Source organism: Pseudomonas sp. LBUM1664 (genome assembly GCF_059695895.1).
In genome coordinates this window covers 5,641,661-5,660,802 of record NZ_CP166791.1, presented here as the reverse complement: position 1 = coordinate 5,660,802, position 19,142 = coordinate 5,641,661, and the positions used below count along the sequence as shown (strand labels likewise).

Annotated in this window: 14 protein-coding genes; 5 read left to right on the top strand and 9 right to left on the bottom strand. The window is 59.7% G+C overall.

Annotated elements, in window-relative coordinates; translation table 11 throughout:
* Window positions 1-73 precede the first annotated feature (73 nt).
* From ACA047_RS26365 to ACA047_RS26325, 9 genes are all read right to left on the bottom strand, one after another.
* Window positions 74-484, bottom strand: a complete 411-nt coding sequence (locus ACA047_RS26365; RefSeq protein ID WP_497354425.1) for a DUF2946 domain-containing protein — start codon at window positions 482-484, stop codon at window positions 74-76.
* Window positions 485-523: 39 nt separating this feature from the next.
* Window positions 524-1,003, bottom strand: a complete 480-nt coding sequence (locus ACA047_RS26360) for a copper chaperone PCu(A)C (protein ID WP_497354423.1) — start codon at window positions 1,001-1,003, stop codon at window positions 524-526.
* A gap of 46 nt (window positions 1,004-1,049) precedes the next feature.
* A complete protein-coding gene (locus ACA047_RS26355; RefSeq protein WP_497354421.1) occupies window positions 1,050-1,460 on the bottom strand; it encodes a DUF2946 domain-containing protein in 411 nt (136 codons plus the stop codon).
* Between the two features lie 276 nt (window positions 1,461-1,736).
* On the bottom strand, window positions 1,737-2,012 hold the full coding sequence (locus tag ACA047_RS26350; protein WP_497354419.1) for a helix-turn-helix domain-containing transcriptional regulator: 276 nt from the start codon (window positions 2,010-2,012) through the stop codon (window positions 1,737-1,739).
* 114 nt (window positions 2,013-2,126) lie between these two features.
* A complete protein-coding gene (locus ACA047_RS26345) occupies window positions 2,127-2,486 on the bottom strand; it encodes a DUF6124 family protein (RefSeq protein ID WP_497354417.1) in 360 nt (119 codons plus the stop codon).
* A 372-nt stretch (window positions 2,487-2,858) separates the two neighbouring features.
* Window positions 2,859-3,581 carry a cobalt-precorrin-6A reductase gene (locus ACA047_RS26340; RefSeq protein ID WP_497354415.1) on the bottom strand — a complete coding sequence of 241 codons (723 nt, stop codon included), beginning with the start codon at window positions 3,579-3,581 and terminating at the stop codon, window positions 2,859-2,861.
* The gene (locus tag ACA047_RS26335) at window positions 3,578-4,675 is read right to left on the bottom strand and encodes a cobalt-precorrin-5B (C(1))-methyltransferase (RefSeq protein ID WP_497354413.1); all 1,098 of its coding nucleotides are present in this window, start codon (window positions 4,673-4,675) and stop codon (window positions 3,578-3,580) included. The genes ACA047_RS26340 and ACA047_RS26335 overlap by 4 nt, the downstream gene beginning before the upstream one ends.
* Window positions 4,668-5,879 carry a precorrin-6y C5,15-methyltransferase (decarboxylating) subunit CbiE gene (gene cbiE, locus ACA047_RS26330; protein ID WP_497354411.1) on the bottom strand — a complete coding sequence of 404 codons (1,212 nt, stop codon included), beginning with the start codon at window positions 5,877-5,879 and terminating at the stop codon, window positions 4,668-4,670. Before cbiE ends, ACA047_RS26335 begins: the two co-directional genes overlap by 8 nt.
* Window positions 5,880-5,998: 119 nt before the next feature.
* Window positions 5,999-6,898 carry a zeta toxin family protein gene (locus ACA047_RS26325; RefSeq protein ID WP_497354409.1) on the bottom strand — a complete coding sequence of 300 codons (900 nt, stop codon included), beginning with the start codon at window positions 6,896-6,898 and terminating at the stop codon, window positions 5,999-6,001.
* 466 nt (window positions 6,899-7,364) lie between these two features.
* On the opposite strand from ACA047_RS26325, the gene cobG reads away from it, so the two are divergent.
* The 5 genes from cobG to ACA047_RS26300 all read left to right on the top strand — a co-directional run bounded on the left by cobG (window position 7,365) and on the right by ACA047_RS26300 (window position 19,124).
* Window positions 7,365-8,684 (top strand): precorrin-3B synthase, encoded by a 1,320-nt coding sequence (gene cobG, locus ACA047_RS26320; RefSeq protein ID WP_497354407.1) that lies wholly within the window; start codon window positions 7,365-7,367, stop codon window positions 8,682-8,684.
* Complete coding sequence (locus ACA047_RS26315) at window positions 8,677-9,303, top strand: precorrin-8X methylmutase (protein WP_497354405.1); 627 nt, start codon at window positions 8,677-8,679, stop codon at window positions 9,301-9,303. Before cobG ends, ACA047_RS26315 begins: the two co-directional genes overlap by 8 nt.
* On the top strand, window positions 9,300-10,034 hold the full coding sequence (locus tag ACA047_RS26310) for a precorrin-2 C(20)-methyltransferase (RefSeq protein WP_497354403.1): 735 nt from the start codon (window positions 9,300-9,302) through the stop codon (window positions 10,032-10,034). Before ACA047_RS26315 ends, ACA047_RS26310 begins: the two co-directional genes overlap by 4 nt.
* The gene (gene cobJ / locus ACA047_RS26305) at window positions 10,034-11,728 is read left to right on the top strand and encodes a precorrin-3B C(17)-methyltransferase (RefSeq protein WP_497354401.1); all 1,695 of its coding nucleotides are present in this window, start codon (window positions 10,034-10,036) and stop codon (window positions 11,726-11,728) included. The genes ACA047_RS26310 and cobJ overlap by 1 nt, the downstream gene beginning before the upstream one ends.
* 322 nt (window positions 11,729-12,050) lie before the next feature.
* On the top strand, window positions 12,051-19,124 hold the full coding sequence (locus ACA047_RS26300; protein WP_497354399.1) for a TcdA/TcdB pore-forming domain-containing protein: 7,074 nt from the start codon (window positions 12,051-12,053) through the stop codon (window positions 19,122-19,124).
* The last annotated feature ends 18 nt before the right edge of the window (window positions 19,125-19,142 follow it).

Sequence of the window (19,142 nt, the reverse complement as noted above, 5' to 3'; positions counted from 1 at the left end):
GATGATTCCATCAAACAGACGTAAACGACACGGTCGGGCAGTTTTTTGCGACCGGGTTAGGTAAGTGTCGGGTTTACGCTGTAAGAGGGGGCGCACGGGTGCGGGCACCCGGGAAGAATGACTGCCGGGCATGACCCAGGCGCGGGGACGGGCTGGTGTAGGTGTTGGCCGGTGGCGTGTCGAAGACGACAAAGGTGTGACCGCCAGGCAGCGCCGGGCAGTTAAACAACAGGCTGCAATAGCCGCACTTTTCCCATAACGCGTGATGCTCGCTCTGCGGCGGGCAGTGTTCAGCTGCCGGTGCCTCATGCTCGGCGTGGGCGCCCGCCGACATGTCCATGTCCATACTCATGGTCATGGACGAAGACATGCGTTGATCCATCGGCATCGACTGAGAAATCAGTGGACCGATAAAGATCATCAGCATGGCGAACAGGCTGATCCAGCTGCCGCGTGCCAGGCTCAGGGGCTGACGGCGGGGCATGGACAGTCTGGCGCGAAGAGGTTGCACGAGCGGCTACGTTTACTGGGCGTGCATGTGCGTTTTCGTGCCATCAGGGGCTTTTTTCTGCACCGCGACGTCGACGACGATATCCCCTGCTTTTTCGAAATGCAGGGTCATGGAGAAGCGTTTGCCGTCGCTCAGCAGGCTGCGGCCCTTCAGCTCCAGCAGCATCACGTGATAAGCCATCGGCGCGAAGGTGACGGTAGCGCCGGGGGCAATATCGACAGCGGGCACGGGCTGCATCTTCATCATGTCGTCTTGCTTCACATGCTCATGGAGCTCGGCCTTGCCGGCAATCGGCGAGTCGACGCTGAGCAATCGGTCGGCGGTTGTGCCGCCGTTATGAATCACGAAATACGCGGCCACGGTCGGTGCGTTGGGCGGCAACTCCTGGGACCACGGATGGGCGATCTCAAGCTCGCCGATCTTGTATTGGTGAGCATGGGCGAAGCCAACGGGAAGCAACAAGGCAGCCAGCAGGATGAGTCTGTTCAGCATGGTAATTCTCCGGAACGATTCAGGACGCAGATGTAATGCGGAGGAATCAGACCAGAGGCGAGGCGCGGGGGTTGAGGCTCGGCCATTGCTGGCGTGGCGTGGGACTGTCGAGCGGCGCATAGGCAACACCACGATGGGTCGACCGTGCATCCAGGTACAACTGCGGGGCATGCCCGGTAAGCGCCACCAGCGACGCCGAACCTGCGCAGCACCAGCAATGCTGCATCGTTGAGTGATCGTCTTTGTGCGGCGCGCTCTGCTCGAACTTGCCCAGGGAAATCGCCACCATTTTCGTGCCGCTGGAGGAGCAGAAACTGCCCCACAGCAATTGCTCTGCCGGCGACTGGGCCTGAGAATTCGCCATCGCACCACCGTTGCCGGAAAGCGGCATGGCAAGCATGTTGAACAGCACTGCGAAGCAGGCGATCCAGGCAAATGCAAGCCGTTGTCGGGACATGGGCGAATACGCTCGGTTGGGCGATCAGGTGGCGGTATTTAGCCTGATCGGGGTTCAGAAGTAAAAAGGCCACGTGCGGTGTAGGGTCGCAGGGCTTGTGTTGACAGTAGCAACAGATCGTTAAGTGGGTGCTGTCGTGGCGAGGGGACTTGCTCCCGCTGGGGCGCGAAGCGGTCCTGAACCTGACATTGCGCGGCTTCAGGAGAATGGCGTTCACCTTTTTGGGGCTGCTGTGCAGCCCAGCGGGAGCAAGCTCCCTCGCCACGGGGATTTTTATCAGTCGATACTTGATCGTTCCAAATCCTCATCGGGGGCCACTTGCGTCCTACCTTTTGCCCGAGCGATATCGTTAAGGGCTGCTCGAACCAGTACGCCGTCACCCGCATCTTCTTCGAAACAGGCATCCAGATAAGCCACCATTTCCCCAGGCGTCTTGAGATAGGTAGCAGTGTTGAAGCGCGTAGCGGCTTCATCTCGCAGGATGCCGGCGAACTCCGGAGCACGCTTGGCGCGCTCCGCAATCGTATGTTTATAGCTTCGTGTAAGGGCCATTTCGTTACCTTTCGAATCTAATGGCGTGTGTATCTTTGTGGCGAGGGGATAAATCCCCTCGCCACAGGGTTGGGTTTGACCAATCGATTTTGATCAAACCCAAGACCCTGTCGCTTATCTCGGGTCGACCACATCCAGTGCCCGATTCGCCAGCAACTGGCCCAGCTCAATCATCTGTTGGACCCCTAGCGCGATATGCCGTCGCGAACCTTCCAGATCGAATGCTAGGTCGCTGACCATGGCATTGGCCGAGGCCAGTGTTTCGCTGAGGTTGGCGAGCAGGCATTCGGCGTCGATGTCGGGAGCGATGACGAAAAGGGTGTCGAGTGTGTCGGACTTTTCTTTATCGGAGGGCGGCTTGAGGTAGTAGTCCAAGGCGCGGGTGGCGGCGTCGTGGGGTTTTTTTGAATCGAGGCTGCTATAAGCGGATGCGGGGTCGTCGGTGACGGGGGGATTCGGTGTGATCTTGAACATTGCTGAAAACTCCATAGATGGAGCCGCAACGGTTTCGCGACTAAACGAGGGGTGGCGGCTGTACGCAGGTTAGTCGACCGGGGAGTTCAGCATTACCGGCGCGCCCGGGGGCGCCCTGCGCACAACCACCATCAAGTGCAGGGATGAGATACCTGACTGGACGGAGCTTATGAACCTGCTGAAAACCACGGGCGACTAAACCCGATCACAGTGACGCGAACCAAGTTACCGACGAGCCTCCAGGCGCACAAGCCGGCGGATTCTGGCGCAGTTGTAGGCAGCGGCGCAAGACGATGTAGCCTGCTGTTGTAGTTTGGATGGGGCAGAATCCTGGAGGTGTGTAGGTTCAAAAGAATGACCCTGCTGAGCCAGTCAGCTCGCATCCCTCAGCGCCAGCAGCACGTCATCCACCGTCCCAAATTCCCGATCAGCTTTTGGCAACATCGGCCGCTTCAACACTAACACCGGCACCCCACGCTCCCGCGCCACTTCCAGCTTCGGCTCAGTGGCCGTACTCCCGCTGTTCTTACTGATCAGCACATCGATCCGCCGTCGCTCAAACAGCTCGCGCTCATCCTCGATGTGGAACGGCCCACGGGCACCAATGACTTCGCAGCGTTCATTTCCGGGATAAACATCGAGGGCGCGCAGGGTCCAGAATTGCTCTGGCGGAATTTCGTGCAGGTGTTGCAGCGGTTCTCGGCCGAGGGTGAACAGGGGGCGGCGGAAGGGTTTCAGGGCCTGGATCAGTTCGGCCCAGTCGGCCACTTCGCGCCAGTCATCTCCAGCCTGGGGTTGCCATGCCGGGCGGCGCAGGGCCCAGCAAGCAATGCCGCAGGCGCGTGCCGCATGGGCGGCGTTGTGGCTGATCTGGGCTGCGTAGGGGTGGGTCGCGTCCAGCAGCAGGTCGATGCCCTGATCGCGAATGAATTGCGCCAGGCCATCGGCACCGCCGTAACCGCCGACGTGCACCTGACAGGCCAGGTCCGTAGGAACGCGGCCGATGCCCGCCAGGCTGTAGATGTGTTGTGGTCCAAGGGTGCGGGCGATGGCCAGGGCTTCGGTGACGCCACCCAGCAGCAGGATGCGTTTCATGGCAAGGCTCCGGCGTGGCCGACGATCCCGCCCTGGCGGTCGATGGCGAACACTTCGACCTGAACCTGCGCGGGCACCACGCTGCGAGCGAACGCCAGGGCGTGCTCGCACACCGCGTCGCCGAGGGCGATGCCGGCGGCGCTGGCCATTGCCAGGGCTTGCTGGCTGGTGTTGGCCTCGCGGATGCCTTGTTGCAAAGCTTCGTCGGCGCCGACTGCGGCCGCCCATTCAGCCAGCTGTGGCAGGTCGATGCTCGAATGACGGCTGTGCAGGTCCATGTGCCCGGCAGCGAGTTTGCTGATTTTGCCGAAGCCGCCGCAGAGACTGAGTTTTTCCACCGGCACCTTGCGCACGTGTTTGAGCACGGCGCCGACGAAATCGCCCATTTCGATCAGGGCGATCTCTGGCAGGTTGTAGACCCGGCGCATGGTGTCTTCGCTGGCATTGCCGGTGCAGGCGGCGATGTGCAGGTAACCGTTGGTTTTCGCTACGTCGATACCTTGGTGGATCGAGGCAATGTAGGCCGCGCAGGAGAACGGTCGGACGATGCCGCTGGTGCCGAGGATCGACAGGCCGCCGAGAATCCCCAGCCGTGGGTTCATGGTTTTCAGTGCCAATGCTTCGCCGCCCTCGACGTTGACCGTGACCTCGAAACCGCCGGCATAACCGCTTTCTTCGGCCAGCCGACCGAGGTGATCGTTGATCATTTTGCGCGGCACCGGGTTGATCGCTGGCTCACCGACTTCCAGCACCAATCCCGGTCGCGTCACGGTGCCTACGCCTCGCCCGGCGACGAAACGCACTCCCGGCTCGGGCATCAGCCGCACTTGGGAGAACAGCAGTGCACCGTGGGTCACGTCTGGATCGTCGCCGGCGTCCTTGATCGTCCCGGCCTCGGCGCCTTGTTCGGTCAGCCGGCAGAATTCCAGACGCATCTGCACCTGTTTGCCCTTGGGCAACATGATCTCCACGGCATCGGCAGCGGTGCTGCAGAGCAGCAGGCGGGCCGCCGCCAGACTGGTGGCGGTGGCGCAACTGCCGGTGGTCAGGCCGCTGCGCAGGGGGGCGGGCTGTTCGGCGGTTTCGTCACGCATCGAAGGGTTTCACCAGGTCCAGCAAGGTGATCGGCAATGCCTGGCGCCAGGTGTCGAACTCGCCTAATGGCTGGGCCTGGGCGATGTGGATACGGGTCAGTTCGCCGCCGTGAAGTGCGCGCCAGTTCATGAGCGTCATCTCGCTTTGCAGGGTCACGGCGTTGGCCACCAGCCGTCCGCCGGGCTTGAGTTGGGCCCAGCAGGCATCGAGTACGCCTTCGCGGGTCACACCACCGCCGATGAACACGGCGTCCGGGCGCTCCAGCCCTTCCAGTACCAGCGGGGCTTTCCCACAAATCAGTTGCAGGCCGGGCACGCCGAGGGCGTCGCGGTTACGTTCGATCAACCCTTGGCGGCCTTCGTCGGCCTCGATGGCCAGTGCTCGGCAACTGGGATGGGCGCGCATCCACTCGATGCCGATGGAGCCGCTGCCGGCACCGACATCCCAAAGCAATTCGCCGGGCGTCGGGGCGAGGCGGGCCAGGGTAATGGCCCGCACGTCGCGCTTGGTCAACTGGCCGTCATGCTCGAACGCGGCGTCCGGCAAGCCGGCCAGGCGTGACAGGCGCAACGCCGAGGGTTCGGCCCGGCATTCGATGGCGATCAGGTTCAAGTCCGCGATGGCTGGATCGGACCATTGCGTTGCGCAGCTTTCTATCCGTCGTTCTGCCGCGCCGCCCAGGTGCTCCAGCACGGTCATGGGGCTGGGGCCGAACCCGCGCTCGCGCAGTAACGCCGCCACCGCAGCAGGCGTGTGTCGGTCATTGCTCAGCAGCAACAGCCTGACGCCTGTGGATAAATGAACGTTGAGCGCCGCCAACGGGCGCGCTACCAGCGACAGCGTGACCACATCCTGCAATGGCCAACCCAGGCGTGCCGCCGCCAGCGAACAGGAGGATGGTGCCGGGATGACCAGCATCTGCTCGCCAGGCAGCTGTTTGGCGAGGCTGGCGCCCACGCCGTAGAACATTGGGTCGCCGCTGGCAAGTACGCACACCGGTTCGCCCCGCCGTGCCAACAGCGGCTCAAGGGAAAATGGACTGGGCCACAGCTCCCGTTCGCCGCGGATGCACACCGGCAACAGCGCCAGTTGACGGTCGCTGCCCAGAATGCGCGACGCCTGCAGCAATGCGTGACGGGCCGTTCGGCCCAGGCCCTTGAAGCCGTCTTCACCGATGCCCACTACGGTCAGCCAAGGGGTCATCTCTGTTCCTCGAATCTGATGTGTTTGATCGGCGGGCCCGTAGCGTCCGCCAACCGGGCCGCCATCATACCGCGCCCCTCAGATTAAGGCGTGAACCTGTGGCGCAGGTTTGGTCGGGGTTATCGGTACACATACCTGAGGATATAGGTGTAGAGATCGTTATAGAGGGAGTCGGGCGGCTGTGTAGTCGATGTCTGAATGTTGAGCAATGCCAAATGACATTCTTTTACCATTTCTTCGCGATCCTTCAGTTCATAGATAGGGCGATGGGTGATCGTTTCAAAAAGGCTTGCATAATTGTGCTCGGCCCCAGTGATGGTCAGGTTTCCTTCCGCATCTTTGGTATAAGTGCTTTGCGCGCGTAAGGCCCGCTCTTTGAGCGCGCCAAGTCCGCGTTCATAAAAAAAGATCGACGAACCGCTGACTGCTTTGGCGGCCGTATCCAGGGCAGGAAGAGCCGCTTTCGCATGGTCCAGGCTGGCATCAAGCATCGGCACAGTGACGAACCTTTCCATTTCACTCTCTTGGATGCTTTTGAAGGCTCTTTTGATGCTTGATAAATGAGCGAAGTCTTTACTGCAGGCGACGATGTGCGTTTCGAATTGATAGCCGGCTGCCGTGGCTACTGGAGGGAAGGTCGCAAAGTCCTGACTGTCGAAGGCGGCTTCCATGATGATATTGTATTTTTGAGCAAACGCTTCCTCGAAGATTTTTTTGCCGATTTCCCGAATGAATGCTTCGGTGTGCTGATAAGCATGCAGGACACTCTTGTCTTTCAGTTCTGCGTAGTGCGGATGTTTTTCTCGGTATGCGGGCAAGTACAACCGAACATAATTCTTGTAGCTGTTGGTGCGCAGCAGTTTTTTTTCCAGCAGGTAGGTTTTGCCCGAGCTTTGCAGACCCGCGACAACCAGCATTTTAGGGACTGGCTCGGCAGTGATGTCTTTGAACAGTGTGAGGGCGATTTCTTCAAATGCAGCTGTGAGCTGTTCCGGAGTGTAATTTCGATCCTGCGACATAGCTTGATTTCCTTATCAAAAAGATTCGCTTGAAGTGATTGCTGCTCTTTGAATAAAGCGGTGTTTTACGATTTGCTCAAATGGGCATTGATTTCAAGATATATATCTGTTTTTAAAGGTGAAAATACCTACGGGAGAGAAGGCGAAAACCTACATGTCTGTGCCGTCATAGATCCTTGGTGGGAGCGGGGTTGTTCATAAGTTTGGTGCTCATCCCAATATCCTGTGGGGGCGAGCCTGCTCGCGATGACGGCGGCACATCCAGCATTTTCATCACAGACAAACCCCAATCGCGAGCAGGCTCGCTCCTCAGCTTTGATTGGGGTTATTCAAAAGTTGTGTCTGCCACCGGATTCCTGTGGTGAGTTCGCCGCAATCGGACCAGTAAGCTTTTCATGCCCCCCGGCAAAGCAGGCATAATGGCCGTCCTTCGCCGTTGCGGCGTGCCTAAACTAGCGGTTTTTCCTTGAACGAACGTCCATCCTCCTGCGTCATACGCCCCTCGGGTTGCCCGGGGTTGTTGCGTGTCGTCCAGGCGCTGGACGGTGGTATTTGTCGGATCAAGCTCGATGGCGGTTCCATCCACGCGGATCAGGCCGAAGCCGTGGCGTCGGCAGCCGAGCGGTTTGCCGGTGGTGTGATCGAGGCGACCAACCGTGGCAACCTGCAAATCCGTGGCATCGGTCCTGAACACGGCGCGCTGATCGAGCAATTGCTGGGCGCCGGGCTTGGCCCCCGAACACCGGCGGGTGATGACGTACGCAACCTGATGCTCAGCCCCTCGGCCGGTATCGACCGGCAGATGCTGCTCGACACCCGTCCGTTGGCCGCGCAGGTCCTCCTTACCCTGCAAACCCATGAACGTTTTCATGAGCTGTCGGCCAAGTTCGCCGTGCAACTGGACGGTGGAGAAGCGCTGGCGATGCTCGAGCATCACCACGACTTGTGGCTGTCGACCCTCATTCGCGACGGCGAGCCCTGGCTGGCCTTCGGGCTGGCGGGCTCTCCGCTGGATGAACCGGCAGGCGCGGTGCCCTTGGCCCAGGGGCATGGGTTGGTGGTGGCGGTGCTGGAGCTATTTCTCGACCTGGCCCGCCCGGACCAGATACGCATGCGTCACTTGCTGGCTGAAATCCCCACAGATGAATTCATGACCCAGTTGGCCCGTCGCGTGCCGCTGCAACCTTGCCCTGATTGGCAACGGGGCGCGTCCATCGACGGATTGCACATCGGCATCCATCCCCAGCGCGACGACCGGGTCTACGTGGGCGCAGCGGCGCCCCTTGGCCGGCTCGACGCGGTCATGCTGCGAGGGGCAGCTCAACTGGCGCGGGAGAAGGGCGACGCCAGCCTTCGTTTCACTCCCTGGCAAAGCCTTCTGCTTCCCGACGTGCGTCGCGAGGATGCGGATGCAGTGCTGGCGCGGCTCCAGGCGTTGGGCCTGTTGTGTTCGGTCGATCAACCCCTGGCGCAACTCATCGCCTGCACCGGCTCCAGTGGCTGCGGCAAGGCGCTGGCCGACACCAAGGCCGATGCCCGGCAACTGGCCGACCTGCTGCAACGCCAGGGTCATGCCCTGAAGGTTCATCTGTCCGGTTGCCCGCGCTCCTGCGCGGCGGCCCACATTGCGTCTGTCACCTTGCTGGCGGTCGCCCCCGGTCGTTACGACCTCTATTTTCGCGATGCTGCGTTGCCGGGTTTCGGCACGTTGCAGGCGCACAATCTGACTATTGAAGCGCTCGGCCATTGGCTCGACGCTCGCCCCCGGAGTCCCCTTGATGCTTGATTACATCCGCGACGGTCAGGAGATCTATCGCAACTCCTTCGCGATCATTCGCGCCGAGGCCAACCTGGCGCGCATTCCGGCCGATCTGGAAAAACTCGCGGTGCGGGTGATCCACGCCTGCGGCATGGTCGAGGCGGTCGACGGCCTGCAGTTTTCCGCGGGCGCGGGCACGGCGGGGCGCCAGGCGTTGGCCGCTGGTGCGCCGATCCTGTGCGATGCGCGGATGGTCTCTGAGGGCGTGACCCGCGCTCGCCTGCCGGCCAACAACCCGGTGATCTGCACCTTGCGCGACGAGAGCGTGCCGGCGTTGGCCCTTGAACTGGGCAACACCCGTTCGGCGGCCGCCCTGGAGCTGTGGCGTCCGCACCTGGAAGGCAGCGTCGTGGTGATCGGCAACGCGCCGACCGCGCTGTTCTACTTGCTGGAAATGCTCGATGCCGGCGCGCCAAAACCGGCGCTGATCCTGGGCTTTCCGGTGGGCTTCGTCGGGGCCGCCGAGTCCAAGGCGATGCTGGCAGCCAACAGCCGTGGCGTGCCGTTCGTGATCATGCAAGGCCGGCTTGGCGGCAGCGCCATGGCCGCCGCGGCCGTCAATGCCCTCGCCACGGAGGTTGAATGATGCAGCAGCCTGGACGTCTGATCGGCCTCGGCGTGGGCCCCGGAGACCCGGAACTGATTACAGTCAAGGCCCTGCGCCTGCTGCGCGAATCGCCGGTGGTGGCGTACTTCGTCGCCAAGGGCAAGAAGGGTAACGCCTTCGGCATTATCGAGGCCCATTTGCAGGGCGCGCAGACCTTGCTGCCGCTGGTCTACCCGGTCACCACCGAAGCGTTGCTGGCGCCGCTGTCCTATGAACAGGTGATCGCCGACTTCTACGACACCGCCGCCGAACAGTTGGCCGTGCACCTGGATGCTGGCCGCGACGTGGCGGTGATCTGCGAGGGCGATCCGTTCTTCTACGGCTCTTATATGTATCTGCACGATCGCCTGGCCGAGCGCTATGACGCCGAAGTCATCCCGGGTGTGTGCTCGATGCTCGGTGGCGCCTCGGTACTCGGCGCGCCGCTGGTGTATCGCAACCAGAGCCTGTCGGTGCTCTCCGGTGTGCTGCCCTTTGAGGAACTCAAGCGCCGCCTGGCCGATGCCGACGCGGCGGTGATCATGAAGCTGGGGCGCAACTTCCCCAAGGTCCGCCAAGTGCTCCAGGAACTGGGCCTGGACGGACGGGCGCTGTACGTTGAACGGGCAACCATGGCCAACCAGAAAATCGTGCCGCTGGACGAAGTCGAGCCGATGTCCTCGCCGTACTTCTCGCTGATCATCGTGCCGGGCGAACGGTGGCAAGGCTGATGACATCCAAGACACCGGCCATCGTCATCCTCGGCCCGGGCAGCCTCGCAACGGCCCGGCGTATCCAGCAGGGCTATCCCGACGCCTTGATCCACGGCCTGGCCGGGCGGGTTGAGGGCGCGGATCGTCAATACCTTGAGTTCGGCGCAACGTTGCGCGAGCTCTATCAACAAGACACACCGATCATCGCCCTGTGCGCGGCCGGCATCGTCATCCGCACCTTGGCGCCGCTACTTCTGGAAAAAGGCGCCGAGCCGCCAGTGCTGGCAGTGGCCGAGGATGGCAGTGCCGTGGTGCCGCTGCTGGGTGGCCTGGGCGGTGTGAATGTCATGGCCCGGGAAATTGCCGCAGCGCTGCAAGTCGCGCCGGCGATCACCACCAGCGGCGAATTACGGTTTGGTACATGCCTGCTCAATCCACCGAGCGGTTACAGCCTTGGCGACCTGGAGCAGGGCAAGCGCTTCGTGTCCGATCTGCTGGCCGGTGAGGCGGTGCGTATCGAAGGTGCCGCGCCGTGGCTGGATCAGGCGCAGTTGCCCCAGAATGAACAGGCGCGGTTGGCGATCCGCATCGACAGTGCTGCGGGTGCGCCTGCTGGGCACGAATTGCGTATTTATCCGCGCAATGTGGTGGTGGCGGTGAGTGCGGGTGCATCAGCGGCTATCGACCAGGTCTTGCGTGAGGCAGGTCTGGCGGAGCAATCGCTGGCGTGTCTGTTGGCGGTGGACAGCGACATGGCACGTTCAGAATTGCATGAAGCCGCATCGGCATTGAATGTACCGCTGCGTTTCGCAACGGCCAGTGGTGAGGTCACCCAGTGGTTGAGCGCCGCTCTCGATCAACCGTCATCGGTCCGAGCGGTGGGCGATTGTGCCGTCGCGGTGGCTGAGCAGCCCCTCGATCCACAGCGGATCGGCCGCCCGCGCGGGCGTCTTGCGGTGATTGGCCTTGGCCCTGGGGCGGCCGAATTGATGGTGCCGGCGGTGCGCGCCGAGCTCGACCGCGCCACCGACGTGCTGGGCTACGAAACCTACGTGCGCATGGCCGGCCCGTTCCGGGCTGATCAGGTGCAACATTGCACCGACAACCGTGAAGAAATGCAACGTGCCCGACATGCCTTCGAACTGGCCGCCCAAGGGCGATCAGTGGTGGTGGTGTCGTCCGGCGACCCAGGTGTGTTCGCCATGGCCGCCGCTGTACTCGAAGCGCTGCATGAGTCGACGGATGCCCAGTGGCACACCGTCGACCTGCAAATCCTGCCGGGCGTCTCGGCCTCCCTCGCCACCGCCGCCCAGGCCGGTGCGCCGCTGGGTCATGATTTTTGCGTGATGTCGCTGTCGGACAATCTCAAGCCATGGTCGATCATCGAAAAGCGCCTGGACCTGGCGGCTGAAGCGGATCTGGCGTTGGCCTTCTACAACCCGATCTCCCGCGCGCGGCCGTGGCAATTGGGGCGGGCACTGGAAATTGTCGCGCAGCACCGCACCTCCGATACGCCGGTGGTGCTGGGACGGGACATCGGGCGTGCGGGGCAGACGCTTCGCGTTACAACGCTGGGGCAGTTGACCCCGGATCAGGTGGACATGCGCACGATGGTCTTGATCGGCTCATCCACCACCTGCGTATTTGCGCGCCCGGCGGGAGGAAGCTGGGTGTATACGCCACGCTGGTACGGGCTCAAGCCTGTTTCCTGAAATTGGTGCGGCCCGTCCGGGCCGCTCGTCTATTCATGGTGTTGATTAATATTCGATTAAACAAACTATGAATGTGCGGTTAATTAACTGCTCTTTGACATGCGTTGAAAGCCTTAAGGTTTGAACTGCCGGTTTTTAAACGTTAGGGTTTTGCTTGCCGAAAGATTCTTTGAAGTGTGCTGTAACGCCGCGTATCCATGGGTTTCAAGGGGTTAAGTTTTACAATTTTTTTTGATGTAAAAAGGGTCGCCGGACTTTCGTGCTTGCGACAATGCTTTTATAGGTTTGTTTGTTAATGGAATGAGGTTTGGAGTGCGTTTTCATGGAAGAATTTAACGTCAAAAACAACGGCGCCTATGTCAAGTTCGTCAATCTCTTCAAGTTGACTGAGCTTGAACAGGGGCTATTGCCGTATAAAAATACCGAGCAATACGAGTCGGTTATCCGTTATTACTTTGCCTGTATCGGTATGCAGGATTCACCCAGGCTGCTGGAGCCACTGTGTCTCTTGAAACAGGCGCTGTCACAGTTTCAAGGCAGCCGTCGAGTGACGCGCAGCCCGAAATCGCGGACGGCTGGTTCTGTTGCAGGTGTGTCACGGATATCTGGCGAATTAGAGCATTTTTCATCGCGTGTTGAGTTCAGTGTTGAGCGAATGAAAGAATTGCCAACGAAGGTGCCGAAAACGTTGCACTTTGTCTGGCTCGGCGGCGGGCTTGGCGATATTCAGCGCGATTATCTTAATGTCTGGAAGCAGGTGTTGGCCGAGCAGGGTTATATCCTTAACCTTTGGTATGACAGCGATGCGCTGCTGGCTTGGGAAACTAACAGACTGATTGTCGAGGCCGCCAAGGCCGATGCTTTTTTACAGGGGGTGGACGACAGTATTTCTTCAAATGAACTGGCTACCCTGTATGAGGAGCGCGCGATTGTTTTGAAGCAACAGATGTATGCGCATATTAATGAAATAGTGGCAAGCGATGGGTCAGCCGATGCAGCCCGGATCGATTTACTGAGCCGTGCCTACAGCCAGGATGCTGCGCAGTTGCAAGTATTGATGGAAAACAATCGTCGCAGCGTCTTGGCTATGGCCGAGGGTGGCTTTCAATTACGCGATCTTGCTGCCGGAACAGTTCCCTTGCAGGCGCAGGACATCTATGAACAGGAGATGCGTTTGCGCGGCAATATGGCGGCGGCGTCCGATGTTGCGCGCGCCGAGATCCTGTATGCCGAAGGTGGCAGTTATGCCGATATCGACCATCTTCCTCCGTTCTCCAGGACCCTCGGTGGAGTCGACATCAGCGGCCTGGGCCACGATGCCCGTGTGGGAATTTTGCAGTTGCTGCTGAACAACAATCCGGAATGGATGCCTGGGCGTCAGGCATCTTCGCGCTATTACGCGCGTATTCCTTCGGAACATTTTCCTGCACTTGAAGTTTTCGCCAAGAGCCGGCCAGACCTGAGCAGGGTTTTCCAGGCTCCGGCGGATCGGCTTGTGCGTCCCTTCGCGCTGCGGGCCGCGGCCATACGTCAATCATTAACGAATGCATTTCTGATGGCTCATCCAGGCTGCGCAATACTCAAGGCCGTGATTGACCGTTTCCGGTTCAATTATGGGGTGATGGAGGCCTCGACCCGTTTGGCCATTCAGCGCGGTGTTGCATTGAGCGATTTTGGCGCCATGGCACTGCTGGTGGAGGAGGTATTGGAAAAAACCTATGGGCCGCTGACTGAGCTACCGTCGGAAGAAGGGATGATCGCGGCACTTCTGATAGATGCGATGGCGACCTATTTCCGCGACGGCATCCGGCTTCAGAGCGAAGGGACTATCTATCTGACGGGGCCCGTGGCCATTCGCGATGGAATGGGCGACTACGCGAAAGCACACTTGACCCCTTCAATGGCTGAGACCCTGCGCAAAGAGGCCGCCATTGCACCTTATTTGACAGTTAATGGCGCCACCGAAGAGGAGCAAGATCATTCCTGGAAAGACAATGAAACCGATCCCAAAAAATGGGTCAATGACGAGCAGGCGCGTTGGAAAAATGGCCGGTACAAGACGCGTTACAAGGGTGATATCGCGCAGCTTCTCAAGCAATCGACGATAGAGTTCGAACAGGGATGGCCGGTGATCGAAGGACGGGCGGTGCTGCTGACCGACGTGCTGGAGCGGTTGGCCGAGGGGCTCGGCGAGCGGTTTATCGAGGCAATGAGCCAGGGGCACGATGGTGAAATCCGCTTCGAGAAACCTTTACCGTTGAGCTTTAACGATCGCCAGGCCATCAGAAACCAGGCCCCCGAAGCGCTGGCTCCAGCCTTCCTGAGCGATGCGCAAATTGGAGGCCTGGGGGTTGACGAAGTGTTGAGCGATATCGCCAGTGGCTCCCGACGTTTTATTGAGGTGAGTCCTTCGCAAAGGTTGTCGTTGGGTGTGTTGTTGGGCTTGGATTTGTTGGACAACCGGCGCTTTACACAGTCCGCCAGCGAGTTGGAGAACCTCGCCAACAGCGTTGCCGAGCAGGGCGTGTCCGGCCGATATGCTGCCATTGAGCGGCAACTTTACAAGCGTAAGGCCAGGGGGTTCACGGATGGCCTGTCCAGCGAGCCGGATCAGGCGCCGATGCCGTCCGACAACGCGCTGGAGCTGAAAAAAACCGCCTTGAAACAGGCGAGGACGCTGTTTCAGTGGGGCTGTCATGTGGCGCGGATTCAGAAAGTGGCCATCCTTGAACATCGTATTCAGATCGTCGAGCGGTTGGGGTTACTGCTGGATGTATTCGGGCATACCGGCGTCCAAATGATTCCCCAGGATCTGTTGCTCAATAGCGATGGAGAGGCAATTGGTGGGCGGTGTTACCCGCTGGCGCTGGTGATGAGCGCGGCGTTTGCGCAGGATGATAGGGCTTCCCAACAGTTGCGCATGCGTTTCCATCTGGCAGGGGCGACACCTGGGGAAGACGATTCGCAAGCCTTTGTGCAAGCGCTGGAAGAGTTGCGGGACGTGCCACTGAGTGATGTCGGGACGCGGCTTGGACATGCGGATCTGGAGCAGGTCACTGCCGCACTCCAAAGCCACGTCGGCCCCCGTACGCTGATGCTCAATTCTGCCAATCATTCGATGCTGGTAGCCAAGACCGTCAACGGAGAGCGCCTCACTTATCATTTTTTTGACCCCAACTTCGGTTTGTGCAAATTCGAGCGCCCGGAAGCGTTCCAGCTGGCACTGAAACAATTTTTCCTGGAAAAGGACATGGCCAGGTATTACGAAGCCTATGGTCACGAACGACCTGAATTTGATTTGATCGAGCTGCAGGGTGAAAAAATTTCTGCCTTGAAACTGTCTGACGGATTCACGGTGGAGCACCTGCTCAAACCCGATCCTTTGCCAGGAAAACCGGCCCAAGGGATTCGCCAGCGCCTGAACCTTGCTCATGGAAAATCCCTGGTCGACAACTCGCACTTGGGCAGCAGCTTGCTGGAACTGGACAGCCACTGGTGGGGCCAGCAGATCGCCCATGCAACGGTCGCTTTACAGGAACTGCATCCCTCGGCAACACCGTTGGTGCCACTGTTCGAAACGCTGGAGATCACCCCCGAGGGCAAATACCGGGTGAGTCTGATCAACCCGTCAGACCCGCAACACCTGGTTCAGGTGTTCAGCGACGATCATCGCTTGTTGCGGATCAAGAACTGGTTGACGGAACAGTTTTCGACCCTGGCGGGCAAACCGGTCGAGACGGGTGGCGTCCCGGACCCGACCGAAGCCGGCAGCGTCCACACCCTTAACGCAGGCTTCACCATCCAGGCATTGATGATTGCCTTGCGAGGAAGGGAAGGGGATGGTCGGACATTGACCATGGCTGTACGTCTGCATGCTTACGTCAACTATGCGCAGTTGGTACATGGCAACGTCGTGGATGTGGCGGGTCTGGTGCAGTTGGTTCGCACTGCGTTGGCTGAAGAAAAAAACATTGCCCGCACGTGCGCACCGATAGTCGGCGAGGCCTTGGGGCATGCGGCTAACGAGGGGGTCGGCGCCGTGTTGGGGCTGGCCAATGTTGGTTTTGATATCTATCAGTTGACGACGGCGCAAACTGAAGTCGAGAAAGCTCAGTTCGGCACTCAGCTGACATTCGACTCTGCCAGCCTGGCGCTGATGGCAGGCGGCCTCGGTGCCGGGGCGGCTGGTGCTTCGACCGCCGCTGCGGTGCTCGGTGGCGCGGGAGTGATTCTCGGTGGGTTGGCCGTGGGTGTTGCGGCGCTGGCCCAAGGGTTTGCCACTATCGCGCGCGAGGCGCAGGAGGTCGGGAAGTTTTTCGCCGACATGGAGCAGGCCTATCGCGGGGACGCCTATCATTTCGACCACTCCCTGTCCGCGTGGGTTGTACACCCTTCATTGATCGTGAAAAGCATCGACCTCAGCGAGGGGAAGGTGATGCTCGACAGTCCGAAGCTGTACCCTCTGCGCGATCATTTCGGTGTGCCGGAGTACGAACCCGATTACGCAAGGGCGATCAATCTCCGCCAACAATTCGCACTGCCCGGACAAATGGAATTTACACCGCCCGCCGGACAACTCATCGTACTGCCGTGTACGCCGCGGACCTGTTATGGCTATGCGTACAAAGCGCTGCCCTTTGCCAACTGGCGTCACGATCGCGGTTTTGACACCGCCCGGCGCCTGGAAAAGAAAACACCGGACGGCCAATGGCAGTTTCTGTTTTCGTTCTATTCCTTTCCCTCGGATTACATTCTCAATCGCCTGACCCCCGAGTATCGCGAAACGGTTATCAAGGTGTATCTGGATGCGGTGGAGCGTGCGCTGTTAATCCCCCTTTTGCCAAAAGTCTGGCACGGCAAATTGTCCTATTGGCTCAGAGGCGCAGATCACGCCCGCTGTACAGTGACGCTCAATCCCGGGGCTAATCTAAGCCTCGTCGCACCGAGTCAAACGTTTTGCCGCTGGGTGTTGCAGGCCAGTTGGGCCAGTGAGAGTGATATCCGGGTCGAGCCTTCCGGCGAACTGTACATCGGCACCGTTCAGGTGATGCGTTTGGGAGGCGGTCGGCATGAGGTGCTGATCCGAACGCGTGACCAGCTGTTCAGCGTCACTCAAGATAAACGCGAGTTGGACCTTATCGAGCAGACGGCGGCAGAAGGACTCGATGAGCAAAAGTTGCTTGAGCGCTACAAGACCCTGACGCAGGAGCATCGACTGGCGCTGCCGTATACGCCGGTTCATCACTATCTGATCCCGTTCGAAGATCCGCAGGTACCGCGCCATACCACCGCCTGGTATGACTCGCGCGAAGATCGCTTTCTGTACGTTCGCGACGAGGAGGTGTTGGGGATCAATGAGCCGCAGCTGTCGGCAGTCATCGGTGGCGCTGCGTATTTCTACGACCCGGAGAGTTTTCAGATTTGGCAAACGGACTGTGTCACGGGCTTGCTCACACATCGGTATCGGTTATTGATTGAGGATGGAAAAAGCACGATTAGCAGTGTCGAAGCCGACGCCCAAGGGGTGATTCATGTCGTGCAGGAATGCACCGTGGGCAATCAACCCTCCAGGCAATACCGTTATCTGATTCATGATGGGCAACTGTTGTTGAGTTCCGTCACTCACGACAGGGCCCCGCAACTGCAGGCACTGCTGTCGGGCGGCGATACCCTGGCCGAGTGGTCAACGGTACTGGGCAATTTTCAGCGGCTCAAAGCCCCCTCCTTGAGCAACGGTGCCTCAACGGTCGAGTGGCAGCCGGCACCCTATGTGTCGATCTGCTGGAAGATTGATTCGCAATACCGGGACATGGTGTGGGTGCGCAGCCGCGATCGACTTCTTATCCCCGCGCAGCCCGGTCGCAACCATGCCCGTGGCTGGGACGATTCAATCAAGAACCTGAACGGCCTGATGCTGTTTGCCATGGCCGACGACAGTGATGTGTTCTTCATTTACCAACGAGTCGCCCTCAACCAAACACTCTGCCGGCTGCAACGCAACGTAATCAACGGCGAAGTACGATGGACGCACAAATGGGTGCAACCCAACGGGCTCAAGGACGTCTTCGCCGTCGAGGGCGGCTATGTATTAGTTGATAAAAACGGGCTGTTTTTCAACCTGACCGAGCAAGGCGAGGCGCAACTGGGGGGCTTGAGTGCGCAGTGGCTCAAGGATCGTGTTCAGTGGTGGCAGGCGCTCGAGCCGATTGCCAAGCGATACCCGGGCAAAGATTTTGCCATTGTCGGTTTGCGCAATTTCCAAGGTAACGGCAACTTGTGTGCCTGGTACGTGGATAACCGTTTGCTGCTGTGCGATCCAGGCCCCGGCAAGGACGTCCGTTTGCTCGGCGTAACCCCGGACAATCAGGCGGTCTGGTTATTCGATCTATCGAACGGTGAGATCTGGAGTCAGACATTCATCGATCTGCAACAACTTGATCAGGCATTCGGCACCGGTTCGCAATTGTTGCTAAGCGCCAGTCTGCCGCCTTATCAACGGGAGTGGGAGGACTGGCGGTTCGCCGATGTTACTGTCGATGGCGCCGGATTACGCGGGACAACCATCGACGGCGTGTCACTGACGCTTCGTCATCAGGAGATGGATGTCATCACCGGGGTCAAGCACGTTTGGGTGACCGCCCATAGCGACCGCTTGATCGAAGATCTCCAGCTATTGCTGGAAGAGGCGGAACATGGCGAGTTTGTGTCGGTGGAGTCCGAGCCTGGCAGCTTGCAATGGTATGACGTGAAATGTACTCGACTGATTCTGATCGCCGATACAAACCTGCCCAGGGATTATGCGCTGCTGGGTACTCAAGACCAGGTCAATGTGTTGCTGCATGAGCGCGAGGATGGACGGGTGCATATCTATCCGGACACGAGCAGTATCGGGCCGTTCGATTATGTCCAGCGCAACGCCGGAGTGCTGGTTGTCGAGGGGCAGAAGGTCCGTAGCCATCTCGCGGCGCTGATACCCGATGATGTCAATACGTTGCTGGTGCGATTGGGCCAGGGCGCTGTGACCTGTCACCTGACGAAGGCTGTCTGGCTGAAGCTCGATTCGGTCGTTGTCGACTGTCGACATGGCCTGGATGAAGTTCCCGCCATCCCAGGCAAATTAATCTGGGCGTTCGATGAGCCAGAAAAACTGTTGTTCGAGATCGTTCAGGAGCACCTGGTCATTGTTGATCCGGACAGCGAGCACTGCTTGATCTTCCGTGATGTGTGTTCCGTCGACCCGGTATTGCGCGGCGAAGTGTTCCTCGGGTTTGACGGGGTTAAAGTGCTGCCGTCGGTCCCGGTATCGACGCTGGTCGCGCTGTTACGGGACAGAAAAAACAAGGTTGGCGGTACAACCCTGTTGGCGCTACAGGGGGAATTGCCAATTGCAGGGTAGGCCGTTGCCACTGTAGAG

Excerpts from the sequence above, each read along its gene's own strand:
- ACA047_RS26365 (WP_497354425.1), bottom strand. The coding sequence starts at position 484 with ATGCCCCGCCGTCAGCCCCTGAGCCTGGCACGCGGCAGCTGGATCAGC.
- ACA047_RS26360 (WP_497354423.1), bottom strand. The coding sequence starts at position 1,003 with ATGCTGAACAGACTCATCCTGCTGGCTGCCTTGTTGCTTCCCGTTGGC.
- ACA047_RS26355 (WP_497354421.1), bottom strand. The coding sequence starts at position 1,460 with ATGTCCCGACAACGGCTTGCATTTGCCTGGATCGCCTGCTTCGCAGTG.
- ACA047_RS26350 (WP_497354419.1), bottom strand. The coding sequence starts at position 2,012 with ATGGCCCTTACACGAAGCTATAAACATACGATTGCGGAGCGCGCCAAG.
- ACA047_RS26345 (WP_497354417.1), bottom strand. The coding sequence starts at position 2,486 with ATGTTCAAGATCACACCGAATCCCCCCGTCACCGACGACCCCGCATCC.
- ACA047_RS26340 (WP_497354415.1), bottom strand. The coding sequence starts at position 3,581 with ATGAAACGCATCCTGCTGCTGGGTGGCGTCACCGAAGCCCTGGCCATC.
- ACA047_RS26335 (WP_497354413.1), bottom strand. The coding sequence starts at position 4,675 with ATGCGTGACGAAACCGCCGAACAGCCCGCCCCCCTGCGCAGCGGCCTG.
- cbiE (WP_497354411.1), bottom strand. The coding sequence starts at position 5,879 with ATGACCCCTTGGCTGACCGTAGTGGGCATCGGTGAAGACGGCTTCAAG.
- ACA047_RS26325 (WP_497354409.1), bottom strand. The coding sequence starts at position 6,898 with ATGTCGCAGGATCGAAATTACACTCCGGAACAGCTCACAGCTGCATTT.
- ACA047_RS26315 (WP_497354405.1), top strand. The coding sequence starts at position 8,677 with ATGCTTGATTACATCCGCGACGGTCAGGAGATCTATCGCAACTCCTTC.
- ACA047_RS26310 (WP_497354403.1), top strand. The coding sequence starts at position 9,300 with ATGATGCAGCAGCCTGGACGTCTGATCGGCCTCGGCGTGGGCCCCGGA.
- cobJ (WP_497354401.1), top strand. The coding sequence starts at position 10,034 with ATGACATCCAAGACACCGGCCATCGTCATCCTCGGCCCGGGCAGCCTC.
- ACA047_RS26300 (WP_497354399.1), top strand. The coding sequence starts at position 12,051 with ATGGAAGAATTTAACGTCAAAAACAACGGCGCCTATGTCAAGTTCGTC.